Origin of the sequence: Prosthecobacter sp., from assembly GCF_044226605.1 — a bacterium.
In the GTDB taxonomy this organism is placed as follows: domain Bacteria; phylum Verrucomicrobiota; class Verrucomicrobiia; order Verrucomicrobiales; family Verrucomicrobiaceae; genus Prosthecobacter.
The window spans coordinates 121,969-147,685 of record NZ_JBGAGS010000015.1; the positions used below are offsets into that span (position 1 = coordinate 121,969).

Here is a 25,717-nt window from a genome sequence, read left to right on the forward strand (position 1 = left end):
ACACGATCAATGGAGAAATCCATTCAACAGCAGGACATCTGCCATCAATACGGGGCTGAGCTGACTCCTCCAACGGCTGGGTCTCGCGTCGGCATTGCGCTTCAGAGTCTTCATCAATCGCCGGTTTATGGTGTTCGTCTCAAACCCGAAAACGGCACCAATGGCTGGTATGTTTGGGCTGGAGAGAAATCAGATGACGAGGATTTTTTCCAGCCTGTGTGCGTTGAGCATCTCCTTGAGGTGTGTCCTCTGGCCTGGCCGTTTCTATCCTTGCCTCCTGGGTGGAAATTTTTGACCGATGGCGACTACATCGACGTCTGGCATGATGCCAGCCTTCTCGAAGTGGCATGAAGAGAAATAACTGAATCTGATACTTTTGTTCGCTTTCGTAAGAACTACGGATGGGCGGCGTAATTTCCACGTCCCCACACCCCAAAAGGAATGTCTCGTATCACCCACAACTGCGCCGGTCACATGCGGCGCGATTTTCTGAAGCTCGGCCTCACCGCTGCGGGCGGCGGGCTGGGCTTTACGGATCTGCTGCGGGCGCGGGCCATGGCGGCGCAGGCACCTCAGCCTTCGCTTTCGCGCCCGGTGAACTGCATTCTGGTATGGCTGGACGGCGGACCCTCGCATTACGAGATGTTTGACCCGAAGCCGAACGCGCCGAGCGAGATCCGCGGCGAGTTCAAAGCGATCCCCACGAACGTGCCGGGCGTGCATTTCTCCGAGAGCGTGCCTTACCTTTCCAAGGTGGCGGACAAGTTCACCGTGCTGCGCAGCGTCACGCACAAGGACCCGAATCACGGCGGCGGCAATCATTACATGATGACCGGCGCGCCCACTCCGGTGCCCGTGGGCTGCGGTGCCTTCGTGACCTTCCACCCCTCCTTTGGCAGCGTGGTCAGTTACAAGCGCGGCGTGCAGAACGGCCTCCCCGCCTACATGACGCTGCCCAGCATCACCCGCAGCGGCGGCCCCAATTTCCTCGGCGCGGAGCATGCGCCATTCGTCGCCGGTGGCGATCCGAACTCCAAGGGCTTCAAGGTGCGCGATGTCGTGCTGCCTTCCGATATTTCTGAGGCACGCGGCCTTTCCCGTCGTGATCTGCGCCACTCGCTGGACCGCATGCAGCGCCTCAACAACGCCGTGGCGGAAGACCCCGCCGTGAGCTTTGACACCTTCTACGGCCAGGCGGTGGATCTCATCGCCTCCAAGCCCGCGCAGGAGGCCTTTGACATTTCCCTCGAAGACGACAAGACCCGCGAGCTCTACGGCCGCAACGATGTGGGCCAGCGCATGCTGCTGGCGCGCCGCCTCGTGGAAGTGGGCGTGCCCTTCGTCACCGTGAACTACGGCGGCTGGGACCACCACCGCGAACTCTTCAAGACCTGCAAAGGCGAGTTCATGCAAAAGTTTGACCAGGGCATGGCCGGTCTGCTCACGGACCTCGACCGCCGCGGACTGCTGGAAAGCACGCTCGTCGTGGCCCTCGGAGAATTTGGCCGCACGCCGAAGATCAACAAAGACGGCGGTCGCGATCACTGGCCTGGCGCGATGAACATTCTTTTCGCAGGCGCGGGAGTCCCACGCGGCGGCATCATCGGTGCCACCGACCCCAAGGGCTACTATGCCAGCGACAACATCTACTCCCCGGAAGACTTTGCCGTGACGCTTTACACCAAGCTGGGCATTGATCCGCATCAGATCCTTCACACCAACACCGGCCGCCCCGTGCAGCTGATCAATGGTGGCAGGCCCATCCGCGAGCTGTTTGCGTGATGGCTGGGGAAATGAGGAATGCGGAATGACAAAAGCGGAACGGAGCGAGACAAACGAGCGACGTAAGTCCTGAGGGTGAGCCAAGCGAATCAATGCAGATTAAAGAATGAAAAAGAGTCCACGCCTTCTGGCATTTGTCATTCTGCATTCGGCATTCGTTCTTCCTTCTTTCGCTGCACCCCCCGGCTTTGAAAGCCTCTTTCCCGCAGGCGGGCAGGCTGGTGTGCGCGTGGAGACGACGGTGAGCGGCAAAGGGCTGGAGAAGGGGACTTTTCTCGGCTGGTGCAGCTCTCCGCAGGTGGTGGTGCTGGGCGGAGACAAGCCGAAGAAGTTCTTTCTGAACATCGCCAAAGAGGCCGCGCCGGGGCCCTGCCTCGTGCGCATTTACAATGACACCGACGCCTCGCCGCCGCGCATCATCGAGGTGGGCAAGTTTGAGGAAGTGCTCGAAAAGGAGCCCAACGACACCGTGGCAGACGCCAAAACGGCCGAGGCCCGGATGAATGTGACGATCAATGGCGTGTTCGAAAAAGCCGGCGATGTGGACACTTTTGCACTGCGTGCGCAGAAGGGAAAACGCATCACGCTGGAGCTGCACGGCTACTCGCTGGGCTCACCGATGGACCCGGCCATGCGCCTGCTGAATGACCGGGGCGTGGAGATCGCCGGCGGGCATGACAGCACCAATCTGGACCCGCGCATCGAATACACGCCCACGGCAGACGGCACGCTCTACGCGCAGCTTTTTGCCTTTGTGCATCCACCCGCGGCAGACGTGTCCTTCAAAGGCAGCGCGAACCATGTGTATCGCCTCATCGCGACGGACGAGGCCCGGCCAGCCCTCGTTATCGATGAACCCAAGACCCTGACGCCGCCCGCCACGGTGAACGGCTGTCTCAGCAAGGCGGGCGAGGAAGACACCTTCACCTTCCCGTTGAAAAAGGGCCTCAGCGTGCAGATCAGCGTGCGTGCGCAGTCCCTCCACAGCCCCGTGGATCCCACCTTGCGCATCGAGGATGCCAAAGGCAAAACTCTGCAGGTGGCGGACGACGCCGACAAGGACAGCCTGGACGCCGTGCTGCGCTTCAAGTCCGCTGAAGACGGCGACTACAAACTTGTCATCGCAGACCGCTTTCACCACGGCGGCGCGGATCATGTCTATGAGCTTTCCGTGAAGCCATCCGTGCCCACGGTCACCGCCACGCTGGACACCCATGCCTACCATCTGGACGCCGGCAAAAGCGTGGAGGTAAAGCTGACCATCAAGACCAACGGCACCTTCACCGGCAAGATCAAGGCCCAGGCGGCAAACCTGCCCATGGGCGTCACCGCCGAAGCCGTGGACGTGCCCGCCAAAGGCGGCGAGGTCAAGCTCACCCTCAAAGCCGCCGCCGAGGTGGCGGCCAGTCAGTCACCCTTCGCCGTTGAGATCCTCACCAGCGCACCGGATGCCGTGGAAACCGTGACCGCCAGCTATGCCGTGCCGTTTGTCGAACCACGCGGAGACCTGCTCATCACCACAGACACGCACCCCTGGCTGACCGTGGTGGCAAAGAAGCCGTGAGGAGGAGTACGATGGACACTCCTGTCCGTCGATCGACGCGTTGCAAAGACCCGAGGTATGCGCGCTACCCCACATCGTCTGCTTGGCGAAGCCTGAGATCATTCGAAGGCATGCCGGCCTGCGAGAGCGCTGACCGACAGACAAGAACCGAAGCGCAGCGAAGATAGCCAGCCGCAGGCTGCCCGCAGGGCGAACAAAGTGAGGCAATGTCTATCGTACTTCTTGCGGTGCATTCGGCCGTCGCAGGCTTGCTCCGGAAAGTGGATCGGTCCTCACCTCAGTTACGAATCTCTATTGCCATGCGTTCGCGCCTTCATTATTCTGCGACGCATCGCGATCAAAGTGCATCCCACCACCATGACTCGGACCTTGCTTGCAGCCTTGGGCATCCTGGCGTCAGCCATGGCAGCCTATTCCGCAGACGTCAACGTCAGCGACCGCACCTTTGCGATCAAGACTGTTCCCACATTCTATCGAGGGGTGCCGCTCATCTTTTTCCAGTCTCATTTTTCGTCCACTCGAACGGAGCTACGAAGGATTTTGCTGGAGAGGTCCTCTGGAAGCTTCCTCAAAACGGAAGAACTGGCTGTTCTGCCGCCCATGATGGCAGGCGGGCGGGACATCTCACTGGCCTCGATGATAGACATCATCTGGCAGAATCACAGGAATGAAGATATCCTGTGCCTGACGGCTCAGGACTCCTTCCCCTATTTGAATTTCCAACACACTCTGAACATTTGCAGACCCTCGGCGGCAGGCCTTCCGTGTTTTGACAACGACTACGACAGGACCATGGCCAAGACCCAGGAGTTGTATGCCGTCTGCAAAGAGTATTATGTCACACGCTATGTGATGTCTCTGGAAGTGCCTGACAGGTGCGTTGTCTTCTAGATCAGCTCTCAAAAATCTTGTCACATTGCCCGGGCGGCGGAGCGGCCCCATTGGCTGCGTTAGTCGCTTGCCTGTTATGTTCCAATAGCAGGCTGCGCTCCCGCCTTGCCACTGGGGCCGCTGCGCTCGCCGGTCAAAATGACAATCTTTTCGAGAACTGGCCTAAAAAGGGATGACGTGGCTGGAGGTGTCAGGTTGAAGCTCCCCACCCACCACCACCCGGCGTCTCCATCACCACGCGGTCTCCCGCTTCCACGGCAAAAGACGTGCAGCCTTCCAGCAGTGTGGAAGCACCCGCGCGCACCAGTGTCTGCCGACCGCACTCACCAGCGCCGCCTCCGTTCATGCCAAACGGTGCTTCGACACGATGCTGCGTGAGAAGGCTCACCGTGAGCGGTTCCAGAAACTCAAACTCGCGCACCACACCATCGCCGCCGCGCCACTGGCCGTTGCCACCGGAGTCGCGACGGATCGCGAACTGCCACAGGCGCACGGGGTAGCGCTGCTCGATGATCTCAGGATCGGTGATGGCGGTGTTCGTCATGTGCGTGTGCAGGGCGCTGGCACCGTGATATGCCGCGCCTGCTCCCGCACCTCCGGCGATGGTTTCGTAGTAGCCAAAGCCTGCGCCGCCGAAGAGGAAATTGTTCATGGTGCCCTGGCTGCAGGCCTGGAGGCCGAGCGCCTTGATGAGCGTATCGACCAGTCGCTGGCTCACCTCCACATTGCCACCGACGACGGCGGGATCGCGCGCTGCATCGCCGGTGAAGGTGGGGTTGAGCAGGGACTCGGGGCAGAGGATTTCCACCGGCTCGGTGAGCCCCTCGTTCAGCGGCAGGTCTTCCTGAAGCATGAGGCGCATCACATACAGCACCGCGCTGCGCACGATGGCGGTGGTGGCGTTCAGATTCCGCGGATGCACGCCGGAGGTGCCGGTGAAATCGAGCACGAGCTTGCCCTCAGCTTTGCGCATGGAAACCGCGATGACGGCGCTGTCATCGAGCTTTTCCTGCGCGGAGATGGAGTCGGGCAGGCGTGCAATCTGCGTGCGCATGACCTCGGCGGAATGTTCCAAAATGCTCTGCATGAGGCCCGCCAGCGATTCGTCCGCCAGCGTGCGCAGGCGCTCGGCGCCGTGCAGATTGGCGGCGAGCTGCGCGTGCAGATCCGCGAGGTTGTCAGCGAGGTTGCGCGTGGGATGCGCGGCACTGGTCAGCAGCCTGCTGATTTCCTCAAAGCAGGAGACACCACCACGAATAAGATGACGCGGCGCGATGACCACGCCCTCCTCGATCAAGCGCGTGGCATTCGCAGGCATGGAGCCAGGCGTGATGCCGCCGATCTCCGCATGATGCGCACGGTTGGCGATGTAACCGATCAGCTTGCCGCATCCATCATGCACCGGCGTAATGAGCGTGACGTCCGGCAGATGCGAGCCGCCATAAGCCGGGTGATTCGTGATGATCGTATCGCCCGGCTGCAGCGCGATGGCCTTTGCCACTTCACGCACGCACACGCCCAGCGCGCCGAGATGCACGGGAATGTGGGGTGCGCTGGAGAGCAGCCGCCCATGCGCATCCAGCAGCGCGCAGGAGAAGTCGAGGCGTTCGCGGATGTTCGTGGAAATGGAGGTGCGGCAGAGCAGCGCGCCCATGTCGCTGACGATGGAGTGAAAGCGGTGCCGCAGCAGGTCGCGCTCCAGCGTGGGCACGGCGGTGGCCGCCTCCTGCCTCCGCAGCACATGACCAAAGCCCGTGACTTTTTCCACCTGCCACCCGGGCGCGATGACGATGGTGCTGAAGGCATCCTGGATCAGAGCTGGCGCGGGATCGAGCACCTCTGCATGGAGCGCGGACTCGGGTGCGCTGCTTGCCGCCTCGCGGGTGATGATGCGCACGCTCACCAGCTCCACCACACGGCTGGCCGGTGGCGGATAGCCAAACAGGCGCTCGTAGGCGGTGGCGTAAAGTCTTGGCAAATCGTCTGCTGTTTCAAACTCCACCTGCAGCGGCGTATCCTGCCCTTTGAGCCGCAGCTCCGCGATCTGTGTTCGTAGCCGGGGCTGCAGCCCGTCCGGAAGCACTGATTTCAGTGCGCCACTCACCAGCGCCTCACTCAGCGGCATCCGGAACTCTTTCTCCACAATCTGCTCCGGCACGGCCTCCTGCAAACCCACGGCGCTGAGAATGCCGGCATGTCCGGGCACAAGGATGGTCTGCATGCCGAGCGCCTCCGCCACGGCACAGGCATGCTGCGGGCCGGCACCGCCAAAGGCGAGCAGGGCATGATCTGCAGGTGCATAGCCTTCACCAATGGAGATGCGGCCAATGGCATCCGTCATGTGCTCCACGGCGAGGCGCAGCAGCGAATGCAGCAGATCGGCCTCCGTGCCGCTGCCATCCGTCTGCGCATGCAGTTCGCTCAGCCGGCGCTGCGCGGCAGCGAGATCCAGCGGAATCGGAGCGCGTGCGGGGTCAAAGCGGCCGAGCAGGAGATTGACGTCCGTGATGGTCAGCGGGCCGCCTTTGCCATAGCAGGCCGGGCCGGGATTGGAGCCAGCGCTTTGCGGCCCCACCGCCAGGCCATGGTGCGTCATCTGGCAGATGGAGCCACCGCCTGCGGCCACGGTCTCGATGGCCACGCAAGGTGCCAGCAGCTGCATGCCCGCCACATTCTGCGTGAAGCGGTAGCCGGGTCGTGAATCGATGCGCGCTACGTCCGTGCTGGTTCCCCCCATGTCGAAGGTGATGATCTTGGAAATACCCAGGCGACGCGCTGCATTCGCCGCACCGATGGCACCGCCCGCCGGGCCGCTGAGCAGCATGTCCTTGGGCCGGATGTCATCGGCGGTTTTGAGTCCGCCCGCGCTCGTCATCACCTGCATGGCGGCGGACACATGGCGGATGCCGTTGAGAAAAGACTGCACTGGCGCGTGCAGATACGCGTCTGCCACCGTGCTCTGCGTACGCGGCAGCAGCTTGGCAAACGCGGCCGTCTGATGCGAAAGCGTCAGGTGCGTGAAGCCGCACTCCCGCAGAATCTCCGCCACGCGTAGCTCATGCCGCGGATGTGCATGCCCATGCAGCAGCGCGATGGCCGCTGTGGTGATGCCTTGTGAAAGGCAGCTCTGCGCCGCAGTGCGCACGCTGCTTTCATCCAAAGCCTCCAGCACCTCTCCGGACACACTCACACGCTCCGGCACCTCGCAGGCGATCTCATGAAAAAGAACGCGCGGTGTGTGCTTCAGCGCAAAGAGGTCGCTCCGGCGCTGATCGCCGATTTGCAGCAGATCCCCAAAGCCCCGCGTAATGAAGAGTGCTATGCGCCCGCCTTTGTGCTCCAGCAGGGCATTGGTGGCCCGTGTGGTGGCGATGCGCAGGTCCAGCGGTGGAAATTCGCGCCCGGGCGGTGTGTTGGTTAAGATACGTGCCCCCAGCACCGGCGCTTCTTCACCCGTGGAAAGCTCCAGCAGCGTGCCGACAGGCCATGACGCAGGCGCATCCAGCACGACTTCGCCGCTGCTGTCATCAAAGGCCGTGATGCTCCGCTCCGCAGCACCGCCCACATCATTCAAACGAAAGCCGACGAGCAAAGCAGAGGGCAGGGGAGGCAGGCCGGAAAGCCGATACCTCATGCCGTCACCACCCGCCACCACGGCTCGCAGATGGCCGGTGGAGAGCACCTTGCAGCGTGACTCACGCCCCTGCGGATCCAGCGCGTGGCAGTCCGTGAAGGTGCCGCCCGTGTCTGCTGCGACGCGCCACTTCACGGCTTTTTGGGCGCAGCCGCATCAGGGGCAAAGTCCAGGTCAGGCACCCAGCGCAGCTCCTTGAAGGCATCGTAGTAGGCCTCGCAGTTTGCGGGCTTGAAGGCAGCCACGCCGCGTTTGACCCAGTCGGCGGCGCTGGCCTGATTGCCCGAGTCAAAGGCGAGTGCCGCCTTGCTGAAGTAATAGGCGGGCGTGTCGTCCATGAAGGTGAAGTTATCCGCGATGATCTGCTCCGCCGCAGGGCGGTGGCCCAGCTTCAGCTCGCACAGCGCCCGCTTGTAATGCACCAGATGGCGGATCACCATCGGCAGCTTGGGGAAGTCTGTCGTCAGCTTCGTGAAGCGCTCCAGCGCGGTGCCAAACTCGTGCTTCACGAAATAGAATTCCGCGAGGTTGAACTTCGGCAGCGGGCTGTCCGGCTGGAGCTGCGCGGCCTTTTCAAACTGCTGCAGCGCCATGTCAAAATCACGCCGCCGGGGGGCCAGGTAGATGTCTCCGCGCAGCGCATAGAGGTCGGCCAGGTTGGGGGCTATTTTTTCGATGGCCTCCAGCTTTTCCAGCGCGTCTGCGTAGCGCTGCTTCAGGCGCAGGTCGCGGGCTTCCAGCAGCATCTTGCGGACTTCCTCGGACATGGGGGGCGGGGCGCCGGCTTTCGGGTCTTGCGCAAGGACAGCAGAAAGGCCGAGGGACAGGATCAGAAGGGTGGGGAGCAATCGCATGGCCGCACGATAAAGCGTGAATCGGAATCAGGCAAGGCGGGCGCGCATGCTGGTTTCAGCGCCGTCGCACAGGCTGCGCAGGATTTCCGGGCTCACCCAGTCCGCGCCAAGTGACAAAATCGTTTCACGCACCATGCCATCGGCGGAGACCACGCGCATGGGGCGGTCCTGGATGTATTTGGCCACGAGACGTTCGATGATGGTGTCCGCCGTGGTGCCGGGGTCGGCGTAAATGATCTGCAGTCCCTGCGGCTCGCGTTCCTCGTTGGTGCCTTGTTTCGCACCGTCAAAAACCACCACCACCTGCATGCCGCTCATGTCCTGCAGATTGCGCAGGCGCTTGAGCAGCTCCGTCCGCGCCAGATGCCTGCGCGATGCGACACGATGCTCCTTCTTCAGCTCCGGCCACGCGTGAATGACATTATGCCCGTCAACAAGAAGGTAGGTCAGCGGGGCGGGCATGGGACCGAGTTTCAGATGCCAAGGTACTCGCGGGCTTTAGCCCGCTTTGGAAAGCTTCGCATCTTCCAGAGCGAGCTAAAGCTCGCTAGTACTTTATTTAAACCGGCACCGCCTTGGCCTTTTCGTACTCTTCATTGATGAGACACAAGTCCCCGAGCGCCTCTTTGAGCGGGTCGATTTCCTTGGAGCTGAACCCCAGGTGCAGGTGTCTGCGCCAGCCTTCGGCGTATTCAAATTTGCCTGAAAGCCTTCCCATGGCCCGTGCGGACTCATCCATGCTGATCAGGTAGGAGTCCATGCCCTGGCTCACATCCAGCCAGTGCTTCTGGCTTTCGTGCGCGGCCAGCGCCTCTCGTTTGCGCGCATGCACGGTGGTGGTGTCCACGTATTGTCCGGCCTGCAGCTTCTGGCGCAGCGGATCGCACTGCCCATGCGGCATGGCGTGGTAAACGGTCACGTCATGGGAATAGGAGGGGAGGTGCGGGTCGGTCTGGAAATTGGGGATGCAGTGGGAGAAAGCAGCCGTCACCGCCAGCCGGCAGGCCTGCATGTGGTCCTCCATGTAGTCCGCCGGTGCATGCGTAAGCACGATGCTCGGCTGCGCCATGCGCACCACGGCCGCCACCTTGCGCAGATACGGCACGGAATACGTCAGCTCCAGGTCATCGCAGATCGTCGGGTAAAACGTGGCTCCCAGGATGCGCGCCGCCTCCTGGGCTTCTTCCAGACGCTTCTGCGTCGTCGTAGCCCCGTCCATCTGCACTGAGCCGCCATTTCCCGTGCATAGATTGATGTAATGAATGTCCCAGCCGCGCTCCTTGAGCAGAAGCAGAGTTCCGGCGGCGACGAATTCAATGTCGTCAGGATGGGCGAAGATGGCGAGGGCGGAGGGCATGGAGAAAGTAGTTCAGAGCTTTAGCTCGTTCTGGAGGCGCAGGCGCGATGCATGAACGAATGATCTATGTCCGGATCACATCGCAAAGATCTTGTCCATCCGCTCCGTCAGCATTTTGAGGCCGTTGGGGTTGATGCCGCCGCGCTGCTCACTGATGGCCCAGCCGCTGTAGCCTGCGGCATCAAGCGCTTTCATGATGGCGGGCCAGTTGTTGTCGCCTTCGGTGAGGTCGCAGTCAAAGCCCTTCCACACGCCTTCGTCCTTCATCTTCTTGGTGCTGTATTCTTTGACGTGGATGCGGTTGATGCGCTTGCCCAGCACCTTGATCCACTGCTCCGGCCAGCCGTAGCGCAGCACATTGCCGATGTCGAAATGCCAGCCCACGATGGGATCGCCCACTTCATCGAGATAGCGCACCGCCTCCAGCGGGCTGAGGATGAAGTTGTTCCAGACGTTCTCGATGGAAATCTTCACGCCGAGTTCCTTGGCCAGCGGCACGGCCTTCTTGATCTCCGTGATGCTCCGCTCCCAGGCCACATCATACGGCACCGTCTCGCTCACCACACCGGGCACCACGAGAATGGAGTCTGCGCCGTAGGCCTTGGCATCGCGCAGCGTGGTCAGCACGCCTTGCAGCCCCTCCTCGCGAACCTTCGGGTCATCATGCGTCAGTGTCTGCTTCCAGTGCGTGTGGCAGCACACGCTGGCCGCCTGCAGGCCCGACTGGCCCAGGGCGTCGATGACTTCCTGGTTGTTCATTCCGCCACTTGGCTCCACGCCTTCGTAGCCTGCTTCCTTGGCAGCCTTGTACCTCTCGATCAGCGTGCCCTTGATGCCCAATGTGCCACCCATGATGGCTTTGCGCAGCTTGCGTGCAGGCTTGGCGGCATCTTGGGCAGGGAGGACACCGGTGGAGGCGAGGAGCGCGGTGGATGAAAGCGACTGGATGAAGTGACGGCGGGAGGTCATGGCGGGAGAATACGCACGGATGTGGCGTGAGTTGTCACAAACCATTGCTTCTGAAACAAAGCATTCAGCAGGGACTAACGCCTGCCTCCCTTAGAAGCGCGCCGGCATCATTGTAAACTGAGAACTGAAAACGGAGAATTGAAAATTGCCAAGACGGGATCGCGCCCATCCAGTCTGCAATTTTCAGTTCCCAGTTCTCAGTTTACAATCCCAGGCAGCGTCGGGAGGACTCATGGCGTCACTCCGGCCATGTCGTGCGAGGAGTGGCGCTGGCACGGAAGCCACCGCCAACCACTGCAAACAACCGCGAGCTATGGCAAACTTCCGTTTCAGCCATTCTTCGCCAGCAGCGCCTTGGCCGCCTTCTCGACCTTCGTCAGCACGTTCGCTGGAAGCTCGGTCAGCAGCGGCAGCACGGGGCCGGTCTGGGCCACGCCGGCAAGTTCGACGGCATGGTGCAGCACGAGGATGGGGCTGTGGGCATTGCGCAGGTCTTCCAGAGCCACGAATTCCGCGCGAATCTTCTCGGCGGCGGCCCAGTCCTTGTTCAAAATGGCCTGCAGCATGGCGGTGGAGCGGGAAGGGGCGATGCACACGCAGCCTGCGGTGAAGCCGGTCACGCCGAAGTCGCGCAGGTGGACGATGGCCGGCTGCTCGCCGATGCCGCTGACAATCATCTTGGGATCCACCAGCTTGATGAGCTTCTTCAAATAGGGATCCTTCTTCGGATCTGGCTCGACGATGGCGTATTTGATCCAGGAAATCAGGCCGTCATTCACCAGCTCGGCCGCGATCTCAGGGGTGATGTAGGCGCCGTCCTTGATGTAGAGCACGGCCTTGATGCCGGACTTTTCCACGAAATGGCGGATCGCCGTGGCCACGCCTGCGGGCTTCGAGGGGAACAGCGTCGGAAGCAGCATCGCGGTGGGGAAGGCGAACTCGCTGAGGATCTTGGCCTGGTCCATCGCCGTGCCGTACATGGGGCCCACGGAGGGCACCACCCACATGTCATCGGGAGAAACGTCCACCAGCATCTTCAGCAGCGCATGGTATTCGCTGGGGGCGATGTTGTAGAGATTGGCATTGCCTCCGTAAAGCAGGGTGCGGATGCCGCCCTTGTACATGTGCTTGATCAGCCGGCTGTTTTGCGACTTGGCCAGAGACAGATCCTTGTTCCGGCACAGCGGAGGTACGGCAATGACGGAGGACTGCAGATCTTCAAAGGTGACAGGGGTGGTCTTCATGGAGCTGTCATGTGAGCGCAGAGAACGCCCGCTGCAAAGGAAAAACAATTCCTCAATAAGGGGGGATCACTGTCCCTCAATAAAGCTAAGCAAATCCGCCATGTCCTGCACGCTCATGCCGGTTTCCAACCCCTCTGGCATGAGGCTTTGACCTGTGGAGGTGCTGCCTTTGATTTCGGAACGTTGCAGCGTTTTCTCTATGCCGCCCATCATCTTCAAGGTCATGCTGGACGCGGTGTCGTTAGTGATGATGCCTGCGAGAGTCTGGCCGTCCTTGGTCACCACCGTGTAGGCGATGAACTGTGGCGCCACTTCCTTGTGCGGCTCCAAGATGGCCGTCAGCAAAGCATCGCGCCCCTTCGTCTTGACGGTGATCAAATCCGGCCCCACCTGCATGCCTGTGCTGCCTGCACGGTGACAGGCCACGCAGCGCGCCAGGTACTGCAGCTGCCCCTTTGTGGCGTCTCCTTTGGCGGCGATGGCGGGCTTGAACTTGGCGGTGACGGCCTCGCGTGAAGGCGGGATCACAGATGCCAGCGCCGTCCTGGCGGACTGAGCCACTTTGGCAGATTTATGATTAATCAGCCCCTGCACCTGCGATGCCGAAAAGGCCTCGGGCTTGACCGCCCCAGATTCCAGCAGGGCCAGAGTCCGGTCTTCGCGTGCCAGCAGTGCCTCCATCGCCGCTTCCTTCGCTTTAGGTCCGTAGCCTAGCCATTCGGCCAGCAAGGCCTGGGTCACTTCAGCAGAGCTGGACTGCGCCAGCGTGCGGATGGCGGCTGCCTGGATGCTGTCGGGCTGGCCTTTGGCAAGACATTGCGTCAGAGCGGCGGTGGCATCCTTGGATGAAGTGAGGCCGAGGAGTTCGATGGCTTCAAGTCTAGCAGCGGGTGCGGCCCTGCTGTCTGGCGCAGTGGTGGTGGCCTTGCTGAATACGACCGCGAACTGGTCTTTGGGATCCACCTGGGAAAGTTTAAGGCCTGCGCGACGCACACCGGCCAGATAGGACTGAATGAGGCTGGTGTCCTGCCAGTCGGTGGTCAGGTGTTTGACCCACTGATTGTCGGTGCGGTCCTGCGGATTTTTAGCCACGGTCTCAAGAAGCTGTCCCACCAGCTTGATCGTGTCCGGCGACCTGTCCGTCTCGGTGCGCAGGATGTGATGAAGCAGCAGCGCGTCGCATGCGCCCGGCGCGGAAAGAATGGCGCTGATCTCCCGCGGACTGGAGAGGTCCTTTTTCAGGCCTGCCCAAATTTGCCCGATGCTCCCCTCCCACGCACTTCCCAAGCCTTCGCTTGGGGCAAGGATCGGCGGGAACAGCGCTGGCAGTGACAGCGTGGCTTGAAAGCTCACCCGAGCGGAATCATCCCTCAGCATCGCCAGCACCTTGCTCGTCAGCTGCGGTGTCCGCAGCTTCGCTTTTTCGAGTGTCACGATGGCTCGTTCCCTGACCTGCGCATCTTTGTCATCCAGCAGCGCAAGAAGGGTGTCTTTTGAAACGACGCCAAAGCCCTCCAGCGCTCCCAGCGCATGCAGCTTTGCCAGCGCATTGTCTCCGCTCAGCAGCTTCTCCAGCAGCGGCACGGCCGCTTTGTCATTGCGCTCATAGAGCAATCGCTGCGCGGTGTCACGGTGCCAGCCGTTCGGGTGGCCCAGTGTTTTCACCAGTTCTTCCGTGCTCGCTTTTGCCAGCGCCACCTTCTGCCCGATGCGCTCCACGCCTTTCTCCGGCACGATGCGGTAGATGCGTCCGCGGTCGTTGCCGTTGTTGAGATCGATATACTTTTTGATTTCATCGGGGATGCTCCACGGGTGCTCGATCACCTCGCGGTACATGTCGCAGATGTGCAGGCAGCCGTCGGGAGCATTGGCGAAGTTGACCACCCGCACCCAGGTGTCCTTGCTGGCCGCGAATTCAAAGCCGTGCTCGTCCGCCGGGCGCTCGCCCACGAGGCTGATGCCGTCCGCGCTGGGCTTGATGATTTTCCGGTGCACCAGCTGGCCGCCGGCATCTCCGGTGAAGCTGTTGTTCACGAATTCATCGCCGTAGGCATCGCCACGGAAAATGGTGGTGCCCGTGGCTCCGGTGAAGTAGCCGCTCACCCGGCCGCCGCCTTCCACCCCGCCTTTCACCACACCGGCGATGCGCCAGCGCGTGCGGATGATGCGCCAGGGTTCATCCGGGCTGATGCGAAACACCTCCGCCGCGCCGCCGTCTGCAGCGATGCTCTGGCGGGCAGGAGGCATGGGGTAGTAGGGATTGCGAGCGGCGTATCTGTCATCGTAAACCCAGTGCTGCAGGTGGTCGCTGTTCGAGCAGCCAAACTTGCGCCCGTAGTTGTCAAAGCTCATGCCATACTGCGCGCCGCCGCCTTCCAGGCCAAACTCAAACGTGCGCGGATCAAACCAGAAGTCCTTGCCGCCCAGCTCCACGCCTTTGTCATCCGGCCGCTTGAGGCAGGTGACCACGCCGCGGTTTCCACCACCCGCGAGGATGTGGATGCGGTTGTCCTGCCCCCACATGGGGCTGTTGGCGAGACCCTGCACATTCAGCAGCTTCAGGCCGGTGCCGAAGCCGGTGAAAACCTTTTCCCTCACCTCGGCTTTGCCATCACCATCGGCATCTTTGAGAAACCAGATGTCAGGCGTGGCAATGACAAACACACCACCGCTGGCATAGATCAGGCCGGTGGGCCAGGCGAGATCCTCGGCAAAGACCTGGCTCGTCTCAAAGTGGCCGTCGCCGTCCTTGTCCTCGAGCATGGAGATGCGGCCCAGATGCGGCGTGACATCGCGCATCTCGCTGTAGTCGATCATTTCGCAGACGAACATGCGGCCGTTTTCATCAAAGCTGACCGCGATGGGGCTGCGCACCTGCGGTTCGTTGGCGGCGAGCTGGAGCTTGAAGCCTTTTTTCACCTGCCAGGTGCCGATGGCATCCTTCGGCTCCACCGCAGGATAGCGCGGCAGGTCCTTGCTGGGATCGATCGACGCCCCACCCACGGTCTTGCCATAGGCCTGCGCATAGGTCGTTTTGGATTTCAGACCGTCAGCCTGCGCGAGGAGCGCGGAGCAGAATGCGAAGGGCAGAAGAAGGGCGAGGCGAGTCATGCCGAAAGCATACGAAATCCTCCGCCAGCATGAACAGCCGAAAGTGGCCCATGGTGGTATTCTTGTGATGGAGCAGGCGCAGCAAAAGGCATTTGCTGTGAGCAGCGTTGCCATTATTTTAGGGCATGTCCGCAGCCGTCCCTGCATGCCCGGAGACTCCACCTTTGAAACCCGCCGCCAAGCCTCAGAAGGCAGCGCAGCCGGTGAAGCCGTGGATTACGAGGGAAGCCGCAGCAGCTTTGGCCTCCAGGCAGCGCTTGATGTCCTGGGAGGAGAAGGTGGCGCAGATCAACCGCAGCCTTGGACGCCCGCAGGGTACGCCGTAGTTCGCGATCAGCAAATTTCCATCCTTTCAGACTGGGCGACCAGGGACAACCTTTGGATTTCAACGGAGGCGCTGGGCGCACGAAATAGCGGGCGTATGGAGCACGCTGTTTTTGGTGGGAGCACTGCGGGAAAGGGGGCATTTAAGGCCACCAAAGGTGCCAAGTTCGGCTTTTGGCCATTCATTGACGCCGTGGTTGTTTCCACTCGGCTCGATGAGTATTTGGTGATGAGACCTGCGACTCCAGCCCAGTATTTTTTGCGTCTCACGATTCTGAACACGCTGCATCCGGGTCTCAACAGTCTTAAAGGCTTCTCGCTGCTCGACGGTCACTTTTCCATCGTCACTTCGCAGCCTTGGTACGATGCCCGCAACGCCACCTGGAAAGAGATCTCCCAGTGGCTGGGCGGGCTCGGTTTCAAACCGGTGCGCGACGACATCTATGCCGACCCCACGCGCTGGTATCACGCCGAGCAAAATCTTGCCTTGTTTGATGTCGGGGAGAGCAACGTGCTTTTCAGCGAAGGGCTGCTCGTCCCCATCGACATTATTCCGATGCGGCCGCAGGGACTGCTACGCGAGACTCTGGAGCGTGTTTAAAGCTCACAGCACCGTGTCATTCACCACCTCATTCTTCTCATTGAGAAGGAGGCGTTTCGGAATGATCGGGTTCTCGCTTTCGCCCCAGGCCATGATGGTGACGCGGTGGCCGGTGTTGATGAGATGCGCTGCGGCGCCGTTGACGACGATCTGGCCGGAGCCGTGCACGCCGGGAATGACATAGGTTTCCAAACGGGCACCGTTGGTGATCGAGGTCACCAGCACTTTTTCGCCGTTCCACAGGTCGGCTTTTTCCATGAGGTCTGTGGGGATGGTGATGCTGCCTTCATAGGCGATGTTGGCATCGGTGATGACGGCGCGGTGGAGCTTGGATTTGAGGAGGGTTCTGAGCACTGGGCAGAGTGCGTCATCTGGGCCGGGGGTCAAGTAATGGCTGCCTCCATGATTGGATTGATGCAGGCGCAGATCCGTGGCAGATGCTGCCAATGAGATACCGCGACCAACGCAGCTCCGCAGCCCCGCCCGCCCGCCAGAATTTCACCCCGCGCAAGAGCATGGGGCAGAACTTCCTGCAGGACGAGGAAATCTCCCGCTGGATTGCCGACCAGGTGCAGCCGGACGGAGCGGATCTCGTGGTGGAAATCGGCCCCGGCATGGGTGCGCTGACCAAGCACCTCGTGGGCAGGCCCAAGAAGCTCATCCTCATCGAAAAAGACGCCCAGCTCGGCCCGGAGCTGCAAAGCCAGTTTGCCAGCCGTGGCGATGTGGAGGTCATCCACAATGACGCCACACGCATCGATCTCCGCCCATGGTTCCGCCACGGCCCGCTGAAGCTTGTTGGAAATCTGCCTTATTCCGTCGGCGGAGAAATCTTGAAGCACTGGCTCACGCCGCCCTCTCCCGTAGGCTGCGCCGTCTTCATGCTGCAAAAGGAGGTGTGCGACCGCCTGGCCGCCACCTGCGAGGACGACTCCTACGGCGCGCTGAGCCTGCTGGTGCAGAAGGACTGGAATGTCGAGATGCTGCGCATCGTGCCGCCGGAGGTTTTCAACCCCAAGCCCAAGGTGGACAGCGCGGTCATCCGCCTCACGCCGCGAGATCCCGCCACGCTCCCGGTGTTTGACCACAGCCTCTTTGACCGCCTCGTCCGCATGGGCTTCTCCCAGCGGCGCAAACAGTTAAAGAACCTCCTGCCCGAAACGCCCGGCGGATGGGATTCTCTGGTGCAGGCGCTCAATGTCTCGCCCACCGTGCGTGCAGAGGCGCTGTCTCTGGCACAGTGGATTCAGATCGCCCGTCACTACGAGCAGCGCCACGAAGCCGATGCCGGCCAGAAGGCCAGCGAGATGTTTGACGTGGTGAATGAGAGCAACGAAGTCATCGGTCAGCTCACCCGCGGGGAAGTGCACAAGCGCAAGCTGCTGCACCGCGCCGTGCACATCTTCGTCATCAACAAACGCGGCCAGATATACCTGCAGCAGCGCTCTCATCTGAAAGATGTTTCACCCCTGAAATGGGACAGCAGCGCCGCCGGACATCTCGATGCGGGAGAAGGCTACGCCAGCGCCGCCGTGCGCGAACTAGGGGAAGAAATTGGCATCCACGTGGAGTCCACCGAACTCGCCGCGCAAATCCCCGCCGGAGACAACACCGACCACGAATTCGTCGAGCTTCGCCTCGCCCACCACGACGGCCCCATCCGCTGCCTCCCCGAAGAAATCGCCACCGGCGAATGGTTCAAACCCGAAGACATCACCGCCTGGGTCGATGCGAGGCCGCAGGACTTCGCCAAAGGCTTCGTGACCTGCTGGAAGGCGTGGAGGGAAGAAAAGTAGTCCAGAGCTTCAGCTCGTTCTGGAAAGCTCCGCCACACACCCATTTCCAAACCCGAGCTAAAGCTCTAAACTACTTTAGTCATGCCCTTTCAGCCGTTCAATCCCAGCAGGACGGTGCACAAACACCGCGGCAGCCTGCCCCATTGGCGGCAATGGGACACCACCTATTTTGTGACCTCCCGACTTGCGGATTCTCTGCCAGCAGACGTGCTTTCAGCATGGCGTGCAAAGAGGGATGCATGGCTTGGTGAACGTGGCATTGCCTCCGCACAACAGCTCGATCAACTCCCTCAAGATCAGCGCCACGCATACCACCGCGAGTTTACAGCACGATTCCACGAGTTGCTGGATTCAGGCCATGGGGAATGCGTGCTTGCTGACCCGGGTTATGCCGCGATCCTTTCAACTAAGCTCATCTCGGGCCATGGCACCGACTACCACATCGAGGCCTGGGTTATCATGCCCAATCACTTGCACGCACTCGTGCAACCGGCCAAAGGCAGACAACTCGGCGGCATCGTGCAGCGCTGGAAAGGCGCCAGTGCCCGCGAGATCAACAAAGCACGAAAGACTTCCGGGCAGCTTTGGCAGCACGAGCTTTTTGATCACATCGTGCGCAGTGAGGCTCAGATGGATCATTACCGGCATTACATCGCCCTGAATCCGACCAAAGCGGGCTTGAAAAGCGGCTTCATACTTGGCGTAGGAAACGAAACTGGCCTGAGCGCCGAGGTCGTCTTGGAGCGCTTCGGGCTTCGGCGCGGACCAAAGTAGTCCAGAGCTTCAGCTCGTTCTGGAAAGCTCCGCCAGCTCCCAAACTCCAGAACGAACTAAAGTTCTCGACCACATTTAAAGCGCTTCTGGCTCTGGCGGGGAGCAAAGTAGTCCAGAGCTTCAGCTCGTTCTGGAAAGCTCCGTCAGCTCCCAAACTCCAGAACGAACTAAAGTTCTCGACTACTTTCTACCTCAAACCCGGCGGCACAAACACCCACTGCATCCCCGCGGCTTTCGCGGCTTCAATACCGCTCTGGCCATCCTCCAGCACCAGGCATTCACTGGCCGCTATTCCCATCTGTTCGGCGGCAAGGAGGAACATGTCCGGCGCGGGCTTGCCATGCTTCACTTTCTTCGGTGTGATGATGATGGGGAAGAGGTCGATCAAACCTGTGGCGGTGAGGCAGCCGCGCACGGTTTTCTCCTCGCTGCCCGAGGCCACGGCGATGGGGAAGCGGCCAAAAAGCGAACGCGCAAAATCCGCCACCGGCTTCACCTCCTGCACCTGGGGGATGTGTTTCGCAAATAGCTCCATCTTGAGTTCGTCCACGCTCACGGGGTCCAGGTTGGTGCCGTGCTGGGCGTTGAGCTTCTTCACCACATCCTGCTCCTTCATACCCGCGCTGGCGTAGAATTCCGCCTCGGTGAAAACAAACGGCGCGTCGTGCTGCTGCAAGGACTCCGTCCAGGCCACGTAGTGCAGCGGCATGGAATCCACGAGCGTGCCGTCGCAGTCGAAGATGTAGGCTTGAAAGGGGTGGTCAGGGATTTGCAGAGACATGGGGCGCGTGCTTTCTTAAACCGCAACTGAGTGCGACGGGCAACCAAAAGTAGTACTGAGCTTTAGCTCGTTCTGGGAAGCTCCGCGAGCTCCCAGACTCCAAACCGAGCTAAAGCTCTCGACTACTTTACGCCGCTCGATTCACCGCGCTCAGCACCGCTTTGATGGATGCCAGTTCGATGTTCGTGTCCACGCCGGCGCCCCAGATCGTCTTGCCATTGGCGGTTTTGATCTGGATGAAGGACAGGGCGCTGGCCTCGGTGCCGGAGCTGAGGCTTTGCTCGCGGTAGGTGGCCACTTCAAAGGCGGGGGCTCCGCCTTCCTGGATGAGGGCCTGGGCGAAGGCGGCGATGGGCCCGTTGCCCCTGCCTGCGACGCCGCGCTCTTTGCCGTTGATGACGAGGCTGCAGCGGCAGGTGAAGACGCCGTCCACACCGTCGGCATGGAAGTGGTGGAGCGCGTAGGGAGTCTCGCGCTCGATGTATTCCTTCCAGAACATGTCCTTGAGCTCGGCGGCAGTGACTTCGCGGCCCAGCTTGTCCACGATGTCGTTGGCCAGCGGGCCAAACTCGCGCTGCATGTCCTTCGGCAGTTCGATGCCAAACTCGCTTTCCAGCAGGTAAGCCACGCCGCCCTTGCCGCTCTGCGAATTCACCCGGATGACCTCGCGGTACTCGCGGCCGATGTCTTCGGGATCAATGGTCAGATAAGGCACATCCCAGATGGATTTGTGTTCTCCGTAACCCGCCAGGCCCTTCTTGATGGCATCCTGATGGCTGCCGCTGAAGGCGGTGAAGACGAGCTCTCCGCTATACGGATGGCGCGGGGCCACGGTCATGCCGGTGGTGCGCTCGTACATGCTGATGAGGCCGCTCATGTCGCTGAAGTCCAGGCCGGGGGAGATGCCGTGCATGTACAGATTCATGGCCACCTGAACGATGTCCAGATTGCCGGTGCGCTCGCCATTGCCAAACAGCGTGCCTTCCACGCGGTCGGCTCCGGCCAGCAGGCCCAGCTCCGTGGCGGCGGTGCCGGTGCCGCGGTCGTTGTGCGTGTGCAGGCTGATGATGAGGCTCTCGCGGTTTTTGATGTTCGTGCAGATCCACTCGATCTGGTCGGCATACACGTTCGGCATGGCCACCTCCACGGTGTCGGGCAGATTGAGAATCATCTTGTGCTCCGGTGTGGGCTGCCACACGTCCATCACGGCCTCGCTGATCTCCTTGGCAAACTCCACTTCCGTGGCGCTGAAGCTTTCCGGGGAGTACTGCAGTGTCACATGCGTGCCGCCTTCGGTCAGGCGGTGCAGGCGCTCCTTGATCATCTGCGCGCCTTTGACGGCCACACCGATGATCTCTTCCTTGGTCTTGCCAAACACATACTTCCGCTGCGCGGGCGAAGTGGAGTTGTACATGTGGATGACCACCTTCTTGGCACCGATGAGGCTCTCCACGGTCTTTTCGATCAAGTCCTCGCGCGCCTGCACCAGGCACTGGATGGTGACATCCTCGGGGATGCGCTTTTCTTCGATGAGACGGCGGTTGAAACTGAACTCGGTGTTGGAGGCGGAGGGAAAGCCGACCTCGATTTCCTTGAAGCCGCATTTTACCAGCGCATCAAACATCTCCAGCTTTTGGGAGACGTTCATCGGCACGGCGAGCGCCTGGTTGCCATCGCGCAGGTCCACGCTGCACCAGATGGGCGCGTGAGTCAGGTGGCGGGAGGGCCACTGACGGTTCGGGATGTTGATCAGCGGAAAGGGCTGATATTTGGAAGACGGATCTTTTAACATGAGAAGACGAAATAACAGAAGTGGGTAGGACCAAGGAGGTGCCTGAATGAAAAAGGAAACAGCCGTGACGTGACGGCAAGAAGCATGACGAGGGAACGCGGGCCGCCTACCCTAGCGTAAGTCGCAGGGAGAGAAGGAGCAGAGCCGTGGCTGGCGTGGTCATTGGGCTGGGAAGAAAGCAGAGATGGGGGAGTAGTCAAGAGGGGGCTGGGAGGGCATTCTGACCCTTCTGGGTGATATACCACCTTGAAGGGAGGAAGAGTCAGAGTAGGAGAAAGAGGAAGATCCTTCACTCCTCACCATGACCCAATTCCGCCCCTGCATTGACCTTCATGACGGCCGCGTAAAACAGATCGTCGGCTCGTCGCTGCGAGATGATGGCACCGGGCTGAAGACGAACTTTGTGAGCGATCGCGATGCGGCGTGGTATGGCGAGCTCTACAAGCGCGATGGTTTGACGGGCGGTCATGTCATCCTGCTGGGGAAGGGGAATGAAGCGGCGGCGAAGTCGGCTACGGCAGCATTTCCGGGCGGCTTGCAGGTGGGCGGCGGCATCCGTGGCAGCAATGCGGCGGAGTATTTGGAAGCGGGAGCCAGCCATGTGATCGTGACGAGCTATCTCTTTGAAGCCGACTGCACCTTCAGTCAGGCGAAACTGGATGAAATGGTGGCTGCCGCAGGCAAGGACCGGCTCGTCATTGACCTGAGCTGCAAGGCCACCGCCAAAGGCTGGACGGTGGCAATGAACCGCTGGCAGACGCTGACCACACTGGAGGTCACGCCAGAATCCCTGCGCTTCCTTGCGGGACATTGCGCTGAGTTTTTGATCCATGCCGTGGATGTGGAAGGGAAGTGCGAGGGCATCGATGAAGCGCTCGTGACTTTCCTCGGCGAGCACTCGCCCATTCCCATGACCTACGCGGGCGGCATCCGCCATCTGGACGATTTGAAGCGCATCGATGAACTCAGCCGCGGCCGTGTGGACGGCACCGTGGGCAGCGCGCTGGATCTCTTCGGGGGCAGCGGCGCGAAGTATGATGAACTGGTGGCGTGGAATCGGCGCAGCCAGTAAACGGGGCATTCCTGTCCCGATTGATAAAACGCTGGTGACGGGCAGGAATGTCCGGTCTAATGAGTGCCCATGAGAATCATCCGCTACTCCGACTCCCAGGGAAACATCGCGCACGCAGCGCAACAGGCCGACGGTTCGGCGCTGGTCATTGAGGGAGACGTCTACGGCGCGCATCGTGTGACGGATCGCAAGGCGGAGGTGGCCAGGCTGCTCGCGCCGGTGCAGCCGTTTGCGATCGTGTGCATCGGGCTGAACTACAAAAAGCATGCGGAGGAGACGAAGGCGGAGCTGCCAAAGCATCCGGTGGTGTTTATGAAGCTGCCCAATGTGGTGCAGCACCCCGGAGAGCCGATCCTGCTGCCGACGAAGCTCAAGAGCGACAAGGTGGACTACGAAGCCGAGCTGGCCGTCGTCATTGGTAAAACCGCGAAGAACGTCAGCAAGGCGGACGCTTTGAACTACGTGCTGGGATACACCTGCGCCAACGACGTGAGCGCGCGCGACTGGCAGAAGCATGGCGGTGGCGGCCAGTGGTGCCGCGGCAAGTCCTTCGACACCTTCTGCCCGCTGGGCCCGGTGCTGGTCACGGCGGACGAGCTTCCCAATCCGAACACCCTCGCCATCAAGACCGTGCTCAATGGCGAGACGATGCAGGACTGGAATACGAATGACATGATTTTCGATGTGCCGACGCTCATTGAATTCCTCAGCGGCAGCACCACGCTCATGCCCGGCACTGTCATCCTCACCGGCACGCCCCACGGCGTCGGCGCGGCGCGCACGCCACCCGTTTTCATGAAGGACGGAGACACCGTGAGCGTGGAGATCGAGAAGATCGGCACGCTGACCAATCCGGTGCGGAACGAGGCCTGAGCAAAGTAGTCGAGAGCCTTAGCTCGTTCTGGGAATAAAGTACTCGTGAGCTTTAGCTCACTAGTACTTTTCCAAACCCGAGCTAAAGCTCAGTACTACTTTGCCTTCTCCAGCTCGCTGATCAGCTTCTCGTAGCGGCGCTTGGGGCAGCATTCTTCAAGGAGGACGCGGAGAGCCGCTTTTTTGCGCACGAAGTGGAAGGCGATGATGTCGCACACGGCTTCGGCTTCATCCATCTCTTCAAGTTCCTGGCGCATCTGCTGCATGCTGGTGCAGCTGTCGTCCGTGGGCTCAGGCAGCAGATCGAGGGCGCGGGATTTCAGCATGCGCAGCACCTGGATGGGAGCATGCTGGGTGAGCACGGGCTCCACCTGCGCGATGCGGAAAGGCTTCAATTGCGTCCAGCCGGTGATGCGCACGCGGCAGACGCCATAGAGCATGACCTGGGAGGTGCCGTCGGGGTTTTTAACCGAGGCCCGGACCAGGCCCGCCGTGGTCACGGGCAGCACGTCATCGTCGCCGTCGGACACGCCCACACAAAACATGCGGTCCGTGTGCAGCGCGTAGTCCAGCATGCGCCGGTAGCGGTCTTCAAAAATGAACAGTGGCAGATGGCAGCCGGGAAAATGGTAGCAGTCGTCGAGCACGATCACCGGCAGGCTGTGCGGCAGCACAAAACCTTTGGCAGAGAATGTTTTCGACAAGATGTCCATGCGTTGTCTGATGGCACGGGATACGCGCCGTGGAAACGGATGGTTCTGCGATTTCCTGCCCTATTTTCACAGAATCATTCAAAGCGGAAGGAAAACACATCCGCGTCCCGCAGCACCCAGCGCAGGCGCACGGGCTTTCCGGCCAGCGCGGAGACATCGCTGCCAGCCTTCCAGCCAATGACGCGGTCGAGCGAGTCGTAGGAGACTGCCTGGCAGTCTGCCAGCGTGAAGCCGGGCAGGGGCTTGCCAGCGGCGTTGAGGATCTCCACGGCTACGGAACCTGCGGCTCCGGTGGAAAGGTTCAGGTGCAGGGCCTTGCCGGTAAAGGTGAAAGGCTTGGTGATCATCGCCGCCTCCGCATAGTCCGCATGCAGGGAGGCAAAGCCGTCCACTCTCAGCGTCTGGCGCTCCAGCCACGCCGCCGACTGGCCGTAGGAGCGTTCGACGTAGAAGGACATCTCCGCCGGGCCGGTGCTCACCACGCCGCAGGCAGGGTAGTTGCTGCGGCTGGTCCAGTTGTGCATGTCCTGGCCGGGGCGGACGAAGCCCTCCATGAAGCTGCGGTTGTAGGCGGTGGTGCCGGCACGGCTGGTCATCAGCACAGCCTCGGAGCAGTCTTTGATCAGGGCAGGGTAGGCCTTGGTGTCTGCGGCCAGTTCTTTCTTAGCCGCGTCATCCAGCACTGCCTTGCCGGGCATGTAGCGGGCCGCGGTGGAAATGTACAGGTGCGGCGCGTTGAAGTAGGGATTGGTCTGGCTGATGTAGATGTGGTCCACCAGCGGCTGGTCGCAGGTCATCTGCACGGCTTCGGTCCAGGTGAGGAAGTCTTTGCTGGTGGCGCGGCTGACCCAGCGCACGCCCTTTGGCTTCCAGGTTTTCTCGTCCACACCGCCGCCGGTGAAGACGCGGAAGTAGGCCACGTAGCACTGCTCCGCCTCGGACCAGAAGGAGACGTTCTGGGAATCAAACGCCCCTTTGGTGATGACCGCATTTTCCTGCATCTTCTGCCAATGCAGCCCGTCTGCCGAGACGAAGGCGCTGAGGCCGCCGTGCTTGCCGCCCAGACCTGCCAGAGCCTTGTAGCGCTGCTCCTTGGGCACCCCGGGTCGTTTGTCGATGAAGGGCGCAAAGTTGTGCGTGTAAGGCGCCAGATTGGCCAGCATGACGTTGTTGTCCTTGCTGCCATTCACTTCGTGCAGGCCCAGCTTCGGCTTCACCCAGGTCCTGCCATCGGCGGACTCCGCGTAGCAGGTCACTTCGCCGCTGGTGCCGTCTTTGAACCCCGCATTGCCGCGGTAGTACATCTGGTATTTTTTTGACTCATCGTTGTGGATGACCGTGATGTAGGCACTGAACCGCCCCTCCCAAGGCTGGTCAAACTTCACCGCCACCCCCGCACTCTCAGGGTGGTGCAGCCGCAGGGTGGCACCCTCCATCTGGTCGATGAGAAGCTTGTCCACAAACAGCTCACGGCGTGAGCCCAGGGCTATGGGTTCAACTCCAGAAGCGACACTGAGACAAATGGCGAGGAAGGGCAGGAGAGCGCGGCGCATGCCCAGTCATACAGACGCTGTCGCAAGGATGT

General features: G+C 61.1%; 21 protein-coding genes. 9 read left to right on the forward strand and 12 right to left on the reverse strand.

Features of this window, described 5'->3' with window-relative positions:
• The first annotated feature begins 9 nt into the window (after positions 1–9).
• From ACILSO_RS21020 to ACILSO_RS21035, 4 genes are all read left to right on the forward strand, one after another.
• On the forward strand, positions 10–351 hold the full coding sequence (locus ACILSO_RS21020) for a hypothetical protein (RefSeq protein WP_395739418.1): 342 nt from the start codon (positions 10–12) through the stop codon (positions 349–351).
• Between the two features lie 90 nt (positions 352–441).
• Positions 442–1,782, forward strand: coding sequence for a DUF1501 domain-containing protein (locus ACILSO_RS21025; RefSeq protein WP_395739419.1), 1,341 nt, complete (start codon positions 442–444; stop codon positions 1,780–1,782).
• 106 nt (positions 1,783–1,888) lie between these two features.
• On the forward strand, positions 1,889–3,346 hold the full coding sequence (locus ACILSO_RS21030; RefSeq protein ID WP_395739420.1) for a PPC domain-containing protein: 1,458 nt from the start codon (positions 1,889–1,891) through the stop codon (positions 3,344–3,346).
• A gap of 357 nt (positions 3,347–3,703) precedes the next feature.
• The gene (locus tag ACILSO_RS21035) at positions 3,704–4,237 is read left to right on the forward strand and encodes a hypothetical protein (RefSeq protein ID WP_395739421.1); all 534 of its coding nucleotides are present in this window, start codon (positions 3,704–3,706) and stop codon (positions 4,235–4,237) included.
• Positions 4,238–4,427: 190 nt separating this feature from the next.
• On the opposite strand, the gene ACILSO_RS21040 is transcribed toward ACILSO_RS21035, so the two are convergent.
• The 7 genes from ACILSO_RS21040 to ACILSO_RS21070 all read right to left on the reverse strand — a co-directional run bounded on the left by ACILSO_RS21040 (position 4,428) and on the right by ACILSO_RS21070 (position 15,406).
• Positions 4,428–8,006, reverse strand: a complete 3,579-nt coding sequence (locus ACILSO_RS21040) for a hydantoinase B/oxoprolinase family protein (protein WP_395739422.1) — start codon at positions 8,004–8,006, stop codon at positions 4,428–4,430.
• Positions 8,003–8,638 carry a hypothetical protein gene (locus ACILSO_RS21045; RefSeq protein WP_395739423.1) on the reverse strand — a complete coding sequence of 212 codons (636 nt, stop codon included), beginning with the start codon at positions 8,636–8,638 and terminating at the stop codon, positions 8,003–8,005. Before ACILSO_RS21045 ends, ACILSO_RS21040 begins: the two co-directional genes overlap by 4 nt.
• A 114-nt stretch (positions 8,639–8,752) precedes the next feature.
• Positions 8,753–9,187 carry an NYN domain-containing protein gene (locus tag ACILSO_RS21050; protein WP_395739424.1) on the reverse strand — a complete coding sequence of 145 codons (435 nt, stop codon included), beginning with the start codon at positions 9,185–9,187 and terminating at the stop codon, positions 8,753–8,755.
• Positions 9,188–9,284: 97 nt separating this feature from the next.
• Entirely contained in the window at positions 9,285–10,082 is a 798-nt protein-coding gene (locus tag ACILSO_RS21055; RefSeq protein ID WP_395739425.1) for a PIG-L deacetylase family protein, read from the reverse strand.
• Between the two features lie 75 nt (positions 10,083–10,157).
• Positions 10,158–11,051 (reverse strand): sugar phosphate isomerase/epimerase family protein, encoded by an 894-nt coding sequence (locus ACILSO_RS21060; protein WP_395739426.1) that lies wholly within the window; start codon positions 11,049–11,051, stop codon positions 10,158–10,160.
• 329 nt (positions 11,052–11,380) lie between these two features.
• The gene (locus tag ACILSO_RS21065) at positions 11,381–12,295 is read right to left on the reverse strand and encodes a dihydrodipicolinate synthase family protein (RefSeq protein ID WP_395739427.1); all 915 of its coding nucleotides are present in this window, start codon (positions 12,293–12,295) and stop codon (positions 11,381–11,383) included.
• Positions 12,296–12,361: 66 nt separating this feature from the next.
• Positions 12,362–15,406 carry a PVC-type heme-binding CxxCH protein gene (locus ACILSO_RS21070; protein WP_395739428.1) on the reverse strand — a complete coding sequence of 1,015 codons (3,045 nt, stop codon included), beginning with the start codon at positions 15,404–15,406 and terminating at the stop codon, positions 12,362–12,364.
• Between ACILSO_RS21070 and ACILSO_RS21075 the strand changes: the two genes are divergently transcribed.
• A complete protein-coding gene (locus tag ACILSO_RS21075; protein ID WP_395739429.1) occupies positions 15,405–16,331 on the forward strand; it encodes a hypothetical protein in 927 nt (308 codons plus the stop codon). The genes ACILSO_RS21070 and ACILSO_RS21075 overlap by 2 nt on opposite strands.
• 3 nt (positions 16,332–16,334) lie before the next feature.
• Here the strand turns inward: ACILSO_RS21075 and panD are convergent, their stop codons facing one another.
• Positions 16,335–16,685, reverse strand: a complete 351-nt coding sequence (gene panD / locus ACILSO_RS21080; RefSeq protein WP_395739430.1) for an aspartate 1-decarboxylase — start codon at positions 16,683–16,685, stop codon at positions 16,335–16,337.
• A 92-nt stretch (positions 16,686–16,777) separates the two neighbouring features.
• Here panD and rsmA point away from each other — a divergent pair, with 92 nt between their 5' ends.
• Both rsmA and ACILSO_RS21090 read left to right on the forward strand, forming a co-directional pair.
• Entirely contained in the window at positions 16,778–18,127 is a 1,350-nt protein-coding gene (gene rsmA, locus ACILSO_RS21085; protein WP_395739431.1) for a 16S rRNA (adenine(1518)-N(6)/adenine(1519)-N(6))-dimethyltransferase RsmA, read from the forward strand.
• An 81-nt stretch (positions 18,128–18,208) separates the two neighbouring features.
• Positions 18,209–18,901 carry a transposase gene (locus ACILSO_RS21090; RefSeq protein WP_395739432.1) on the forward strand — a complete coding sequence of 231 codons (693 nt, stop codon included), beginning with the start codon at positions 18,209–18,211 and terminating at the stop codon, positions 18,899–18,901.
• Between the two features lie 187 nt (positions 18,902–19,088).
• Here ACILSO_RS21090 and ACILSO_RS21095 read toward each other — a convergent pair whose 3' ends face one another.
• Positions 19,089–19,682: an HAD family hydrolase gene (locus tag ACILSO_RS21095; protein WP_395739433.1), complete on the reverse strand. Its 594-nt coding sequence runs from the start codon at positions 19,680–19,682 to the stop codon at positions 19,089–19,091.
• Positions 19,683–19,809: 127 nt separating this feature from the next.
• A complete protein-coding gene (leuA, locus tag ACILSO_RS21100) occupies positions 19,810–21,474 on the reverse strand; it encodes a 2-isopropylmalate synthase (RefSeq protein WP_395739434.1) in 1,665 nt (554 codons plus the stop codon).
• A 301-nt stretch (positions 21,475–21,775) separates the two neighbouring features.
• Here leuA and hisA point away from each other — a divergent pair, with 301 nt between their 5' ends.
• Both hisA and ACILSO_RS21110 read left to right on the forward strand, forming a co-directional pair.
• On the forward strand, positions 21,776–22,546 hold the full coding sequence (hisA, locus tag ACILSO_RS21105) for a phosphoribosylformimino-5-aminoimidazole carboxamide ribotide isomerase (protein ID WP_395739435.1): 771 nt from the start codon (positions 21,776–21,778) through the stop codon (positions 22,544–22,546).
• 69 nt (positions 22,547–22,615) lie between these two features.
• A complete protein-coding gene (locus ACILSO_RS21110; protein WP_395739436.1) occupies positions 22,616–23,419 on the forward strand; it encodes a fumarylacetoacetate hydrolase family protein in 804 nt (267 codons plus the stop codon).
• A 95-nt stretch (positions 23,420–23,514) separates the two neighbouring features.
• Here ACILSO_RS21110 and ACILSO_RS21115 read toward each other — a convergent pair whose 3' ends face one another.
• Positions 23,515–24,132 (reverse strand): LON peptidase substrate-binding domain-containing protein, encoded by a 618-nt coding sequence (locus ACILSO_RS21115; RefSeq protein WP_395739437.1) that lies wholly within the window; start codon positions 24,130–24,132, stop codon positions 23,515–23,517.
• Between the two features lie 74 nt (positions 24,133–24,206).
• The gene (locus ACILSO_RS21120) at positions 24,207–25,685 is read right to left on the reverse strand and encodes a hypothetical protein (RefSeq protein WP_395739438.1); all 1,479 of its coding nucleotides are present in this window, start codon (positions 25,683–25,685) and stop codon (positions 24,207–24,209) included.
• Between the last annotated feature and the right edge of the window lie 32 nt (positions 25,686–25,717).